This is a genomic window from Bradyrhizobium sp. 138, assembly GCF_023074075.1.
GTDB lineage: Bacteria > Pseudomonadota > Alphaproteobacteria > Rhizobiales > Xanthobacteraceae > Bradyrhizobium.
Window position 1 is genome coordinate 42,639 of sequence record NZ_JADPKT010000061.1, and the last position, 11,931, is coordinate 54,569.

Below are 11,931 nucleotides of genomic sequence, written 5' to 3' on the forward strand. Positions count from 1 at the left end.
ACCGCCGTCGGCACGAGTATCCCGGCTATCGCCCCGTGGAATTGATCAACGACGACGAATTGCAGCTTGCGGATGGAAGACCTATGTTGGGTCTATAGTCAGGCAGCCGCCCATCGTATGGCGAGAGTCTGCTGGGAAGACCTCACGGTGGATGGTTTGCATTCTGCATCGGAGGTGATGTCATGGCCATTTCTCCCACGCTCCAGAAATACCTCGCCGCTGAAAACATCCAATACGAGGTGATCCCGCATGAACTCAGCATGACGTCGGCTCGGACGGCCGAGGCATGCCATATCTCGGGCGACCGCCTCGCCAAGGGTATCGTGTTGCGGCGCGACGGCGCATACATGCTGGCCATCTTGCCCGCATCGCATCACCTCCGCCTGTCGGACCTGAGGACAAATCTCGGCGACAATGTCCACATGGCCGATGAAACCGAGATCAATCGGCTGTTCAGCGACTGTGCACACGGTGCAGTTCCTGCCGTCGGCAAATGCTACGGGTTGGATATCATCGTCGACGACAGCATCGAGGCACAGCCGGACATCTACATGGAAGCCGGCGATCATGAGACGCTGCTTCATATGGGTCACGCGCAGTTTGCGCGCCTGACGGCCAACGCACCGCACGGGCGCTTTAGCGCGCACGACTGAGGATCTTGCGAACCGCCCATGGCCTTTGCGATCTTGGGCGGGAACCCCGGCGGCGAAGTTGCCGTTAACTTGTTCAGGAGGTGGCGGCGACAGCGTTTGCGCTCGGAATGATGCTTCCGCTGCGATCTCGCGTCCGATCGGTTGTGCAGTTCAGAAAATGGGGGGGCCGCTGCATTTGTATCAATGCACTTGAAACCCAAAAATTGAGACCACGAATGGAGGCTCGCCATGAAAGTCAAAGACGTGATGCACAAGGGTGTCGACTGGGTCAGCCCCAACACCCCTATCACCGAACTTGCCAAATTGATGCGGACACATGACATCGGCTGCATTCCGATTGGCGAGGACGACAAGCTGGTCGGGATGGTGACCGATCGCGATATCGTCTGCAAAGGGCTTGCGAGCCACGGCTTCGACGCCGGCGGCGCCACCGCCCGCGACGTGATGACTGAGGGCATCCATTGCTGCCGGGAGGACGATGACCTCGCAAAGGCGATGCATCACATGGAGAAGCTGCAGGTCCGCAGGCTGCCGGTGATCAACAAGAGCAAGCGGATGGTCGGCATCATCAGCCTGGGTGACGTCAGCCATTGCGCGTCAGGCGATGTGCTGGCCGAGACCGTCAGGAGCGTTGCGGCGCACCACTGAAATACGGCCAGAACTCCGCTCGACCAGGGCTGAGCTGGGCCGGAGCCATGCGTTCGACATGCAACCATCGTGCGGCGCGAAAGCGGCGGCCCGAAGCGCTTCAGATCGCCCCGGCCTGAACGCAAGGCGATGTGGGCGCACGTCGACTTGCGTAACCGACGGACGGTCAAGGGCGCAGGCTCCTGATTGAAGGCGACCTGAGACCGCTTTCTCAACTTAAGGGGAGGAATGAAGGGAGGTTCGCATCATGGTTGCCAAGGACCTGAAATTCGCGACCGAAGCGCGCGAACGGATGCTGCGGGGCATTGATACGCTGGCGAATGCCGTCAAGGTCACGCTCGGTCCCAAGGGGCGCAATGTGGTGATCGAAAGATCATTCGGCGCGCCGCGTATCACCAAGGACGGTATCACCGTCGCCAGGGAGATCGAGCTTGAGGACAGGTTCGAGAACATGGGCGCCCAGATGGTGCGCGAGGTGGCGTCCAGGACCAGCGATATCGCGGGCGACGGCACCACGACTGCAACCGTGCTCGCAGAAGCCATTGTCAAGGAAGGCGCCAAGTCGGTCGCCGCAGGCATGAATCCGATGGACCTTAAACGCGGCATCGATCTTGCGGTGGACGCGATCGTGCATGACCTGAAGTCTCATGCCAGGAAGGTGACGGCTAACGAGGAGATCGCTCAGGTCGCCACCATCTCGGCAAATGGCGACGCCGAGATAGGCAAGTTCCTCGCCGACGCCATGAAGAAGGTCGGCAATGAGGGCGTCATTACGGTGGAAGAGGCAAAGAGCCTCAGCACCGAACTGGAAATCGTCGAAGGCATGCAATTCGACCGCGGCTACATCTCGCCCTATTTCGTCACCAATGCCGAAAAGATGCGCGTCGAGCTTGAGGACGTCTATCTGCTGATCCACGAGAAGAAGCTGTCTGTACTGCAGTCCCTGCTTCCGCTCCTGGAGGCGGTGGCGCAATCGGGCAAGCCGCTTCTGATCGTCGCGGAGGATGTCGAAGGCGAAGCGCTTGCAACGCTCCTGGTCAACAAGCTGCGTGGCGGCTTGAAGGTCGCCGCAGTGAAGGCGCCGGGTTTTGGCGATCGCCGCAAGGCGATGCTGGAAGACATTGCGATCCTGACCGGCGGCACCGCGATCTCCGAAGATATCGGCATCAAGCTCGAGAATGTCACGCTCGACATGCTCGGGCGCGCCAAGAAGGTCGTGATCGATAAGGAGAGCACGACCGTCGTCGACGGCGCCGGCGCGAAAAATGACATTGAAGCGCGCGTGACGCAGATCAAGGTGCAGATCGAGGAGACCACCTCTGACTACGACCGCGAGAAACTACAGGAGCGTTTGGCGAAGCTTGCCGGCGGGGTCGCGGTGATCCGCGTCGGCGGCGCAACCGAGGTCGAGGTCAAGGAGCGCAAGGACCGCGTCGACGACGCGCATCATGCAACGCGCGCAGCGGTCGAGGAAGGCATCCTTCCGGGCGGCGGCGTCGCCCTGCTGCGAGCGCAGAAGGTGCTCAAGGGCATGAGGACGGCCAATGCCGATCAGAAGGCAGGCGTCGAGATCGTGCGCCGCGCGCTGCGGATGCCAGCATGCCAGATCGCCGAGAACGCGGGCGAAGAGGGCTCGCTGGTCGTCAACAAGGTGCTTGAGAACGACAACTACAATTGGGGGTTCAATGCTGCGACCGGCGAATATCAGGACATGGTGAAAGCCGGCGTGATCGACCCCGCCAAGGTCGTGCGCACCGCGTTGCAGGATGCCTCCTCCATCGCCGCGCTCCTGATCACGACGGAAGCGCTGGTCGCCGAAAAGCCGAAGAAGGACGAGACGCATGCGCCGGGCATGCCGCCAATGGATTTCTGACGGCAACCGGCCGCTCCCTTCCGGGCGATCAAGCGTGCATCAGGCTTGCTCTTGCAATACTGCGGCACCGAGTTCGTCGAAACGAAACAGCTGAAAGATCCGCTGGCCATTGAAATCGAGGACCCTCAAGTCGTCCGTTTCGTGCAGATCGCTCTCGACCGCGTGGAAATGCCCGCCATAGCGCTCCTTCGCGAGATCAAGCGGCACATCGAAGGCGACAAACTTGCCGATTCCTTTGGCTTTGAGCCTGCCCATGAACTTCGGATCGTGCAGCGTTCCGTGGGACGTGAGGACCAGCAACGGACCACTGGCCGTGAGCAGCAGAAGGGACCTCATCGATCAACTCCCTCGTCGTTGGTTTCACCAGCACCTATGCGGCGAACAAGGTCGCGGCAACCGTCGTGCCGGCGCCTGTCGATAGATACATAGGAGCGAGCTAGCTCGACTGCACGGTTGCGATTGTTCAGAGCCTATCGAAAGTGTCGTCGAGAGCTGTACGCCGCTTGTCCTCATCGCAAGAGGGCGCCTTGTTTTCGAAGGCCGCTATCTGAACCATCCTCACCCGCGCCCCTCTCAGGGAGTCCATGCGCAGGCGCTACAACTGCAAATCACTTCAAGCGCAAAACTTCACTCCTCCAATTTCTTGCTCAGTTCAGGATCGAGCTTGTTCCGGTCGACGGACTGATAGAACGTGATGGGCCTGCATTTTCCCTCGAAATCCGCGAGGACGATGGCCGTCCACGGATTCGTGATATCGCCCGAACCCTCGCGGAGCTCCGGCATGACCTTGCGAGCAGCGATCACATACCAAGCGCGACCGGCCGTTGCGGCCTTCGCAGCCGCAGCGAACTCATCCAATATTCCACGCAGATTTTTGCGCATTTCTTCTTCAGTGTCCCCGCGCAGGTATTTTCGAGACGACTTTCCCGCCTCTCCGTACTCATGATGAATGTTCAACTGAAGTCTCGCATCGTCCACGTCGATCTTGGTCACCCGTATCGCCGCTCCGCCTTCGCGAAGATAGTCCCGCACCCGGACGTCGCAGGCCAAAAATCTGTCCGTGGCGGGTTGAGCCGCGCCAGCTGCGGGGGACACCGCGGCAAGCGCCCGGGTGTTCTTTTTTCGAGAACCAGCGTCCGCAGGCATCGTGGCGATGACGGCGCTCAGGAGCGCCGCGGCAAGCACGATTGGAAGAGGGGCGTTCATGGGCGCGCTGCCAATTCGGTGTTTCCAAAACGCACTGACCGCAGCGTTGGTTCCTCGGCCCGGCCAGGTCGGAGGGGTGCCGAAGGCCGGGGAAGCCGCGGGGCGCCTCGGGAACTTTTTCCTCGAAACAGCCTTGTTTGATATTGTTCTACAAGAAGGGACCTTACGGAGCGGTGTTTTGACCGCGGCAGGTCATGGACTCGATTCTCATCAAGATCTTCGCCACGGCGCTTGCCTTCAGCCAGGTCGCTACCCGTCCGGATGGGGTCAAGACGGAGTTCGATGCGGTCCGCGACCGCTCCGAGGTGGCGCAGCTTTTGGGTGCCGGCTGCGCCCACATGCGCAAGGCCTTCGACATCGAGGACATCAACCTGGACGATCTGATTGCCACTGCCATGGATGACAAGGAGGCATTGAGCAGCGAGGTCAAGGCACTCAAAGGACTAAATCTGGCCGACCTCCAGGTCGCCTATAGGCAGTTCTGCAAGGTCGAAAAAGTGGAAGGATCTCCGGTCGATCTTGGTCAGGTCATCGCTTTCTACAACAGCGCGGTCAAGGATCTGCCCGACGCCGTGCAGCTTAAGCACCTCAGGCTTCCTGGCACCAGCGTAGTCCTCGACAGCAAGAGCGAGCACCTTGCTGAGATTTACGTGCCGAACAACCGCCGCATCTCGGTCAAGCTTGCCGATATCCCGGAAGCGGTGCGCAACGCATTTGTCGCCGCCGAGGACAAGCGCTTCTTCCAACACACCGGCATTGACGAGCGCGGACTGGTCCGCGCCTTCATCGGCAACTTCACGCACCCGGGCCGGCCGCAGGGCGGCTCGACCATTACCCAGCAGGTCGCCAAGAACCTGCTCGTGGGAAACGACATCACTTACGAAAGAAAACTGCGCGAAATGATCGTTGCCTCGCGGATGGAACGCGCCCTGACCAAGGCGGAAATCCTCGAGCTCTATCTCAACTCGATTTATCTCGGTCGTGGGGCCTGGGGCATCGAGATGGCGGCGCGCAGCTATTTCGGCAAACCAGCCAAGGCGCTCTCTGCCGTCGAGGGCGCGCTGCTCGCCGGGCTCGCCAAGGGACCGAACTACTTCAACCCCGACCAACATCCTGAGCGCGCGCGCGAGCGCCTTGCCTATGTCCTGGGCCGCATGCAGGATGACGCCATGATCGACGCCGCCGCGGCGCAAGCAGCATTGCCGCGGCTCGTCGAGTACCGGCCGAAGCGACGGGACTTCGGTTTTCACTTCGTCGATCACATTGCCCGCGAGGCAAAGGCGGCCGCGGGCCTCGATACTCTCACCAATTCCTCCTACACGGTGCGCTCGACCGTCAACTCGGCCTTGCAGCGCGTAGTCGAAGCGACATTGCAGGAGGGCCTCGCGCGGTACGAGCTGAACACTGGTCGGTACAAATTCGAGGGACCCGAAGCGAACATTTCCGATATGGTTCGTCTGGTTGCGGCAGACCCGAGAACTACGGAACCGGCTTGGCTCGTGGCGTTGAAGGCGACCCGGCTACCTCTCTATGACGTTCACTGGGAATCGGCGATCGTCCTCGAGAATACGCGTGGCAAGCGCGGCGATGCGATCAACGTCGGTCTGACCGACGGAAGAATCCTGCCACTGAACACCTGGAGCGCCGCGATCCGGCGCGGTCTCAAGCCGTACGACGTGGTCTATGTTCAGGTGGGCGAAGCCAAGGGCAAGCAAGCGGCGCGTGCCGATCTGCGCATTCGACCGACCGTGCAGGGTGCGGCGCTTGTACTCGGGAACGAAACCGGCCGCATTCTCGCGATGGCGGGCGGCTTTTCGTATCCCGCAAGCCAGCTCAACCGAGTCGTCCAGAGTCTGCGGCAACCCGGCTCCACCTTGAAACCGCTGACTTACCTCGCCGCCCTACGGAAGGGATTGCAGCCCAACACGCTGGTGATGGACGAACCCATTACGCTGGCACCGATCGGTGCGACGGGCTCCGCGCGCCAGCGCGGTTTCTGGTCGCCGAGGAACTACGACGGCGGCGCTTCGGGCGCCATTACGCTGCGGCGTGCGCTGGAGAACTCGCGGAATCTCGCCACCGCGCAATTGCTCGCGACCGGCCTCGACGACAGCGCCGAGCAGGGCCTCGACCGGGTCTGCGAGCTCGCGATGGAAGCGCAGCTCTACAAGGAATGCATGCGCTACTACCCGTTCGTGCTCGGCGCCCAAACTGTGCGCCTCATCGACCTTGCGGCGTTTTATGCAGCGATCGCCAACGAAGGCGCACGGCCCCAGCCCCATGCGATCGAGACGATCGAACAGGACGGCCGCGCCATCTACCGGCACGATCCGCGTGCGGTGGACTGGATCGGCTCCGCCGACCGCGCATCGTTTTACCAGTTGAAAACAATGCTGCAGGGCGTGCTCGCGCGCGGAACCGCGCACGCGGTCAAGCATCTTTCGCCCTATGTCGGCGGCAAGACCGGTACCACCGATAATTGGGCCGATGCCTGGTTCGTCGGTTTCACAAATGACGTCACCGTCGCCATCTGGGTCGGCTACGACAACGGCGACGGCGGACGTCGCACCCTTGGGCGCGGCGAGACCGGAGCAAAAGTGGCGCTGCCGATGTTCGAGCCGATCGTGCAGGCAGCATGGGAGCTGCACGCTCCCAGGACGGCGTTGAACGGCCCTTCGCGCGAAGCCATGCATCGGCTCGTTACTCTGTCGATCGATCCCTATACCGGCAATCCTGCGCCGGCCGGCTCCGGGCGCGCATTCACCGAGTACTTCAAGAGGGATCCGGCAGGCAGAACCAATGATACGCAATTTCGGATCGTGTCGCGTGCAGACGCCGGGCCATTCCAGCAGTGGTCCGACGATAACCACCATTACAGCGACAACCGGCCGCCCTTTCCATTCCCGACCTGGCATCTTGGTCCGCACGAACATCCCTCCTGGCGCGGATATCCCGATGATGAGGACCGCCTCCCGCGACCGCCGTCCCGAGTCGATCCCGATTATTTCTGGCGGCGGCTGAATTGAGCACGCCCATGAGACTCCACCGTGCCGCTGTCCTCATCGCCGCCTGGGTGGCCGCTTGCACGGGCGCGGCGGCGCAGGAATTCCAGCTTGAGGACGTACCCGCAGTCGCCAGCGTTCCGATCGCACAGATCAAAACCCGCACCGTCATCTTCGCCGACCAACGCAACGACAAGCTTGCCGATTCCTCGACCGGGCTCATTCCCTTCGAAGATTGGGCCCGCTCACGTCCGGTTCAGCGGCGCTTCCTCTCGCTCTTCCCGAGCTTCGTTGAGCCCACGCTCAACCAACAAACGAAGCTGAAGCTCTCGGTCTACCAGGCGGAGGCGCGGTTTCGACTTCCAAGACCGGCAGCGGCATTGGATCTGTCGCGGTATGCGAATATTGCGTTCCTCGAGCAGATCGATCCGGCAGTCAAGCACCGGCCGATCACGGCGGCCGATGCTGTTCCCAACAAGGACGCCGACGCCGCGCACAACCGTACGCCGGAGCGCCGCTGGTGCGAGGACGCGAAGGCGATCTGCGCGCAGTCCCGTTACATGTTCGAAGGGAAAATTCCGGCGGGCATTCAGCTCGCCAACAAGCTGCGCGAGGAGAGAAAAAAGCCCATTCCGGATTTCATCGAGTTCCAGAGTGAGATCATGCTGATCAGGCAGCCGCACCTTGCCGAGCTGCCGAGCCTGACGGGACTCGACTCCACAGTCACCAGCGGGCTCGAGCAGAACATCTTTTGGGTCAACCAGGTCATCCAGTTCGGCAAGCTGCTTGCAGTACTGCAACAGCATCCGACCGAGCGGGAAGCCGCCATCGCAACGGTCTACATCCTGATTGTTGTCAGGGCCGACGTGCTGAACAAGCAAAGGGAATACAGCAATACTCCCATTCTGCGAAACCTCGTGCCCGCGCAACTGCTCATGGGCAAGAGCTCCTTCAACAGCGGCGATTCGCTGAGCGCCGGCCTGCCGAAATATGCCAGAAGCCGCATCAAGGCGATCGCCGACATGATGGAGCGGGAATGAGCAGATCGTGTACGGCGACGAATGGCTGGCACCCCGCCAGCGGCAAGACTCTTACCCGCCATAGCTGGCAAGATCAGTCGATCGACGGGCTGGCACGCCCGATCGTGACTCCCATCGCAATATATCGCGGAATATCGTGCGAATGGCGCTCCCTAGGGGAATCGAACCCCTGTTTCAGCCTTGAGAGGGCCGCGTCCTAACCGCTAGACGAAGGGAGCGTGAGGGCTAGCCAATAGCCTCGAAATTTGTCCGCCGCAAGGACCCAGGCGGGCCTTTTACGGCTCATTGGCGAATTTCAGCTTTCCCGCCGGCTTCAGGCTGTGCGCGTCGAAGGTGCGGATCTCGATGACCCCGCCGAGATCCAGCGTGACCACGAGGCGGTCGCCCGCGACGCCGGTCGAGACGATTTTGGCGCCCTTGGGCAGGGTGGCGGTGACGTCGCCGGCGGGCTCAGGTGCCCTTCCCTCCGACTTGAAAAGGCGGTAGCCCACCGCGATCAGCACGGCGCAGATCGCCAGCGCCGTGGTCAACCCCGCGATCAGCATCATCCGCCGCACCCGCGCGAACAGCGCGGCCTGTTCGGGGGTCGGTTCGGGAACAGCGGTATCAGACGTCGTCATGGAAAGCTCAGGCTCTGCGCAAAGGTTGGAGGTTGTCGTCGCCGGTGACGAGGGCTCGGCCCGGCTCGACCGCGTGCTGGCGGCGCGCCTGCCGGAGCTGTCGCGATCGAGGCTGAAAGCCCTGATCCTGGCGGGCGCAGTACACCTGAAGGCCTCCGCGGTCCGCGACCCCGCTTATCACGTCGCATCCGGCGATACGATCACAATCGACGTGCCGGAGGCGGCGCCGCCGGAGCCGAAGGGGGAGGATATCGCCCTCGACATCGTGTTCGAGGACGACGACATCGTCGTTCTCAACAAGCCGAAGGGGCTGGTGGTGCATCCCGCCGCCGGCCACGAGACCGGTACGCTGGTGAATGCGCTGATCGCCCATTGCGGCACCTCGCTCTCCGGCATCGGCGGGGTGCGCCGGCCCGGCATCGTGCACCGGCTCGACAAGGATACCACGGGGCTGATGGTGGTCGCCAAGAACGACCTCGCCCACGCCTCGCTGACCGCGCAATTCGCCGACCACGGCCGCACCGGCGAGATGCGGCGCGGCTACATGGCCTTCGCCTGGGGCGTGCCCGGCCGGCATCGCGGCACAATCGATGCGCCGATCGACCGCCATCCGCATGCGCGCGAGAAGATGGCGGTGCGCCAGGGCGGCCGCGAGGCGGTGACGCATTGGGAGATCCTGGAGAGCTTCGCGGCGCGCGACGGCAAGCCGATTGCGACGCTGCTCGCCTGCGAGCTTGAGACCGGGCGCACCCACCAGATCCGCGTCCACCTCGCCCATATCGGTCATCCCCTGATGGGCGATGCGGTCTATGGCCCGCATTTCAAGACCAAGGCGAACCAGCTTGGCCCGGAATCGCAGGCAGCATTGGCCGCGCTGGGGCGGCAGGCCTTGCATGCCTATTTGCTGGTATTGGAGCACCCAAGGACCGGAGAATTACTCCACTGGGAGGCGCCCTTGCCGGAGGATTTGCTTCTCCTTCAGGGTGCGCTGAAAGCGGCGCAATGACGCAGCCATTTTAAGAAAAGCGTTACATTACAAAAGATTATAGCTGCCACACGGGGACGTGACGTCAGCAATCCTTCCCTTTTTGACCCCCCATGGGGTATATTGCGCCTGCGTTGGAAATGACCAACGCGGAACATCGCAGCTACGGCCGGCTTTAACACAGCGGTCGTCTGCCTGGCCCGCCGCTATCGGGGGCCTGAACCTTTGGAGGGCTTCAGTATGGCCCGTACCGCTGCTTTGCCGGTCCTCAATGGAGAATCCGGCCTTTCCCGTTACCTCGCCGAGATCCGCAAGTTCCCGATGCTGGAACCCCAGCAGGAATACATGCTCGCCAAGCGTTGGCGCGAGCATGACGATCGCGACGCGGCGCACCAACTCGTCACCAGCCATCTCCGGCTCGTGGCCAAGATCGCCATGGGCTATCGCGGCTACGGCTTGCCGATCTCCGAGGTCGTCTCGGAAGGCAATGTCGGCCTGATGCAGGCGGTCAAGCGCTTCGAGCCCGAAAAGGGCTTCCGTCTTGCCACCTACGCGATGTGGTGGATCAAGGCGTCGATTCAAGAGTACATCCTGCGTTCCTGGTCGCTCGTGAAGATGGGCACCACCGCGAACCAGAAGAAGCTGTTCTTCAACCTGCGCAAGGCGAAGAGCAAGATCAACGCGCTGGACGAAGGCGATCTGCGCCCCGACCAGGTGAAGATCATTGCCAAGCGCCTCGGCGTCACCGATCAGGACGTGATCGACATGAACCGCCGCCTCGGCGGCGATGCCTCGCTCAACGCGCCGATCCGCGACGACGGCGAAGCCGGCGAATGGCAGGACTGGCTGGTCGACAATACGCCCAACCAGGAAGCCCTGATGGCGGAGCACGAGGAATATGATCACCGCCGAGACGCGCTGAACGGCGCCATGGGCGTGCTCAACCCGCGCGAACGCCGCATCTTCGAGGCCCGCCGCCTCGCCGATGAGCCGATGACGCTGGAAGACCTCGCTGCCGAGTTCGGCGTGTCGCGCGAGCGCGTCCGCCAGATCGAGGTCCGGGCCTTCGAGAAGGTGCAGTCCGCGGTCAAGGGCACGATCGCAAGAGCCGAACAGGCCGCGCTGGAAGCCGCGCATTAAGCGGGGCTTCGCCGCGAAGAGAATTGGCGGATCGAAAAAGACGAAAAAGCCGGCGGCAACGCCGGCTTTTTTGCGTGTGAGGTCCAGCATGTTCGCGAAAGACGCGGGCCAGGCATCTTGAACCCGCCTCAAGGGTCAACCGACCCAAATGAGAGCGACAGCATCAAGCAAACGGACACCCACCGTGTCGATCATCCTGCAATCCACCGTCGGCGGCTTTGAAGCCCAGTTCATGCGCAAGCTGCCGCTGGTCGAGCAGGCGATGCGTGAGCACGGGCTGGAGCCGTCGGAGTTCGTGATCTCCAAGGACTATGCAGGCACGGCGACGATCCCGCTCATGGGTCCCTTCTTCTACAGTTACAGCGTGTTCTTCGGCGAGGAGCAATTCACCGTCACCGAGCCGAACGACATGGTGTTCCTGGATTACTTCTTCAAACGCGTGCTGGCCGCGGACGAACCGCCGGAGCTGCCGCGGCGGCCGGGATTGATGCGGCGCTTGTTCGGTTGGATGTCGCAGCCGGTGTGATCTTCCCCTCTCCCCTTGTGCGAGACGGGTGAGGAGTTCTCTCCGCGTATCCGGTTTCGTAGGGTGGGCAAAGGCGCCCTTGCGCCGTGCCCACCACCTGCCCGATACGGCAACCGACGCGTGGGCACGCTTTCGCTTCGCCCACCCTCATATGGGGATTTGTAAGTCAAGCCTGTTCGATCTGTCCGGGTAAGGGACTTGCGGTAGGAGGGCGGCGCGCGGAGCCATGCGTAGCGCA

At 62.2% G+C, this 11,931-nt stretch carries 11 protein-coding genes and 1 tRNA gene; 8 read left to right on the forward strand and 4 right to left on the reverse strand.

Going from position 1 to position 11,931, the window contains the following annotated elements; all coding sequences use genetic code 11:
- The first annotated feature begins 182 nt into the window (after nt 1-182).
- The 3 genes from IVA79_RS20115 to groL all read left to right on the forward strand — a co-directional run bounded on the left by IVA79_RS20115 (nt 183) and on the right by groL (nt 3,174).
- Complete coding sequence (locus IVA79_RS20115; protein WP_247555881.1) at nt 183-653, forward strand: YbaK/EbsC family protein; 471 nt, start codon at nt 183-185, stop codon at nt 651-653.
- Between the two features lie 228 nt (nt 654-881).
- Nucleotides 882-1,301 (forward strand): CBS domain-containing protein, encoded by a 420-nt coding sequence (locus tag IVA79_RS20120; protein ID WP_247555882.1) that lies wholly within the window; start codon nt 882-884, stop codon nt 1,299-1,301.
- 247 nt (nt 1,302-1,548) lie between these two features.
- A complete protein-coding gene (groL, locus tag IVA79_RS20125) occupies nt 1,549-3,174 on the forward strand; it encodes a chaperonin GroEL (RefSeq protein ID WP_247555884.1) in 1,626 nt (541 codons plus the stop codon).
- Between the two features lie 39 nt (nt 3,175-3,213).
- Here groL and IVA79_RS20130 read toward each other — a convergent pair whose 3' ends face one another.
- Both IVA79_RS20130 and IVA79_RS20135 read right to left on the reverse strand, forming a co-directional pair.
- The gene (locus tag IVA79_RS20130; RefSeq protein ID WP_247555886.1) at nt 3,214-3,510 is read right to left on the reverse strand and encodes a cytosolic protein; all 297 of its coding nucleotides are present in this window, start codon (nt 3,508-3,510) and stop codon (nt 3,214-3,216) included.
- 291 nt (nt 3,511-3,801) lie between these two features.
- Complete coding sequence (locus tag IVA79_RS20135; protein ID WP_247555888.1) at nt 3,802-4,380, reverse strand: hypothetical protein; 579 nt, start codon at nt 4,378-4,380, stop codon at nt 3,802-3,804.
- Nucleotides 4,381-4,574: 194 nt separating this feature from the next.
- Here IVA79_RS20135 and IVA79_RS20140 point away from each other — a divergent pair, with 194 nt between their 5' ends.
- Nucleotides 4,575-7,406 (forward strand): transglycosylase domain-containing protein, encoded by a 2,832-nt coding sequence (locus IVA79_RS20140; protein ID WP_247555890.1) that lies wholly within the window; start codon nt 4,575-4,577, stop codon nt 7,404-7,406.
- An 8-nt stretch (nt 7,407-7,414) separates the two neighbouring features.
- Complete coding sequence (locus tag IVA79_RS20145; protein WP_247555892.1) at nt 7,415-8,422, forward strand: hypothetical protein; 1,008 nt, start codon at nt 7,415-7,417, stop codon at nt 8,420-8,422.
- Between the two features lie 143 nt (nt 8,423-8,565).
- Here IVA79_RS20145 and IVA79_RS20150 read toward each other — a convergent pair.
- Both IVA79_RS20150 and IVA79_RS20155 read right to left on the reverse strand, forming a co-directional pair.
- A tRNA-Glu gene (locus IVA79_RS20150) sits at nt 8,566-8,640 on the reverse strand.
- Between the two features lie 57 nt (nt 8,641-8,697).
- Nucleotides 8,698-9,042 (reverse strand): hypothetical protein, encoded by a 345-nt coding sequence (locus tag IVA79_RS20155; RefSeq protein ID WP_247555895.1) that lies wholly within the window; start codon nt 9,040-9,042, stop codon nt 8,698-8,700.
- On the opposite strand from IVA79_RS20155, the gene IVA79_RS20160 reads away from it, so the two are divergent.
- From IVA79_RS20160 to IVA79_RS20170, 3 genes are all read left to right on the forward strand, one after another.
- On the forward strand, nt 9,041-10,048 hold the full coding sequence (locus tag IVA79_RS20160; protein WP_247555898.1) for an RluA family pseudouridine synthase: 1,008 nt from the start codon (nt 9,041-9,043) through the stop codon (nt 10,046-10,048). The genes IVA79_RS20155 and IVA79_RS20160 overlap by 2 nt on opposite strands.
- 219 nt (nt 10,049-10,267) lie before the next feature.
- The gene (rpoH, locus tag IVA79_RS20165; protein ID WP_247555900.1) at nt 10,268-11,167 is read left to right on the forward strand and encodes an RNA polymerase sigma factor RpoH; all 900 of its coding nucleotides are present in this window, start codon (nt 10,268-10,270) and stop codon (nt 11,165-11,167) included.
- Between the two features lie 184 nt (nt 11,168-11,351).
- Nucleotides 11,352-11,693, forward strand: coding sequence for a hypothetical protein (locus IVA79_RS20170; RefSeq protein WP_247555902.1), 342 nt, complete (start codon nt 11,352-11,354; stop codon nt 11,691-11,693).
- Nucleotides 11,694-11,931 lie beyond the last annotated feature (238 nt).

Bases quoted from the DNA above. Each gene is read 5' to 3' on its own strand.
- IVA79_RS20115 (WP_247555881.1), top strand. From the start codon at position 183: ATGGCCATTTCTCCCACGCTCCAGAAATACCTCGCCGCTGAAAACATC.
- IVA79_RS20120 (WP_247555882.1), top strand. From the start codon at position 882: ATGAAAGTCAAAGACGTGATGCACAAGGGTGTCGACTGGGTCAGCCCC.
- groL (WP_247555884.1), top strand. From the start codon at position 1,549: ATGGTTGCCAAGGACCTGAAATTCGCGACCGAAGCGCGCGAACGGATG.
- IVA79_RS20130 (WP_247555886.1), bottom strand. From the start codon at position 3,510: ATGAGGTCCCTTCTGCTGCTCACGGCCAGTGGTCCGTTGCTGGTCCTC.
- IVA79_RS20135 (WP_247555888.1), bottom strand. From the start codon at position 4,380: ATGAACGCCCCTCTTCCAATCGTGCTTGCCGCGGCGCTCCTGAGCGCC.
- IVA79_RS20140 (WP_247555890.1), top strand. From the start codon at position 4,575: ATGGACTCGATTCTCATCAAGATCTTCGCCACGGCGCTTGCCTTCAGC.
- IVA79_RS20145 (WP_247555892.1), top strand. From the start codon at position 7,415: ATGAGACTCCACCGTGCCGCTGTCCTCATCGCCGCCTGGGTGGCCGCT.
- IVA79_RS20160 (WP_247555898.1), top strand. From the start codon at position 9,041: ATGGAAAGCTCAGGCTCTGCGCAAAGGTTGGAGGTTGTCGTCGCCGGT.
- IVA79_RS20155 (WP_247555895.1), bottom strand. From the start codon at position 9,042: ATGACGACGTCTGATACCGCTGTTCCCGAACCGACCCCCGAACAGGCC.
- rpoH (WP_247555900.1), top strand. From the start codon at position 10,268: ATGGCCCGTACCGCTGCTTTGCCGGTCCTCAATGGAGAATCCGGCCTT.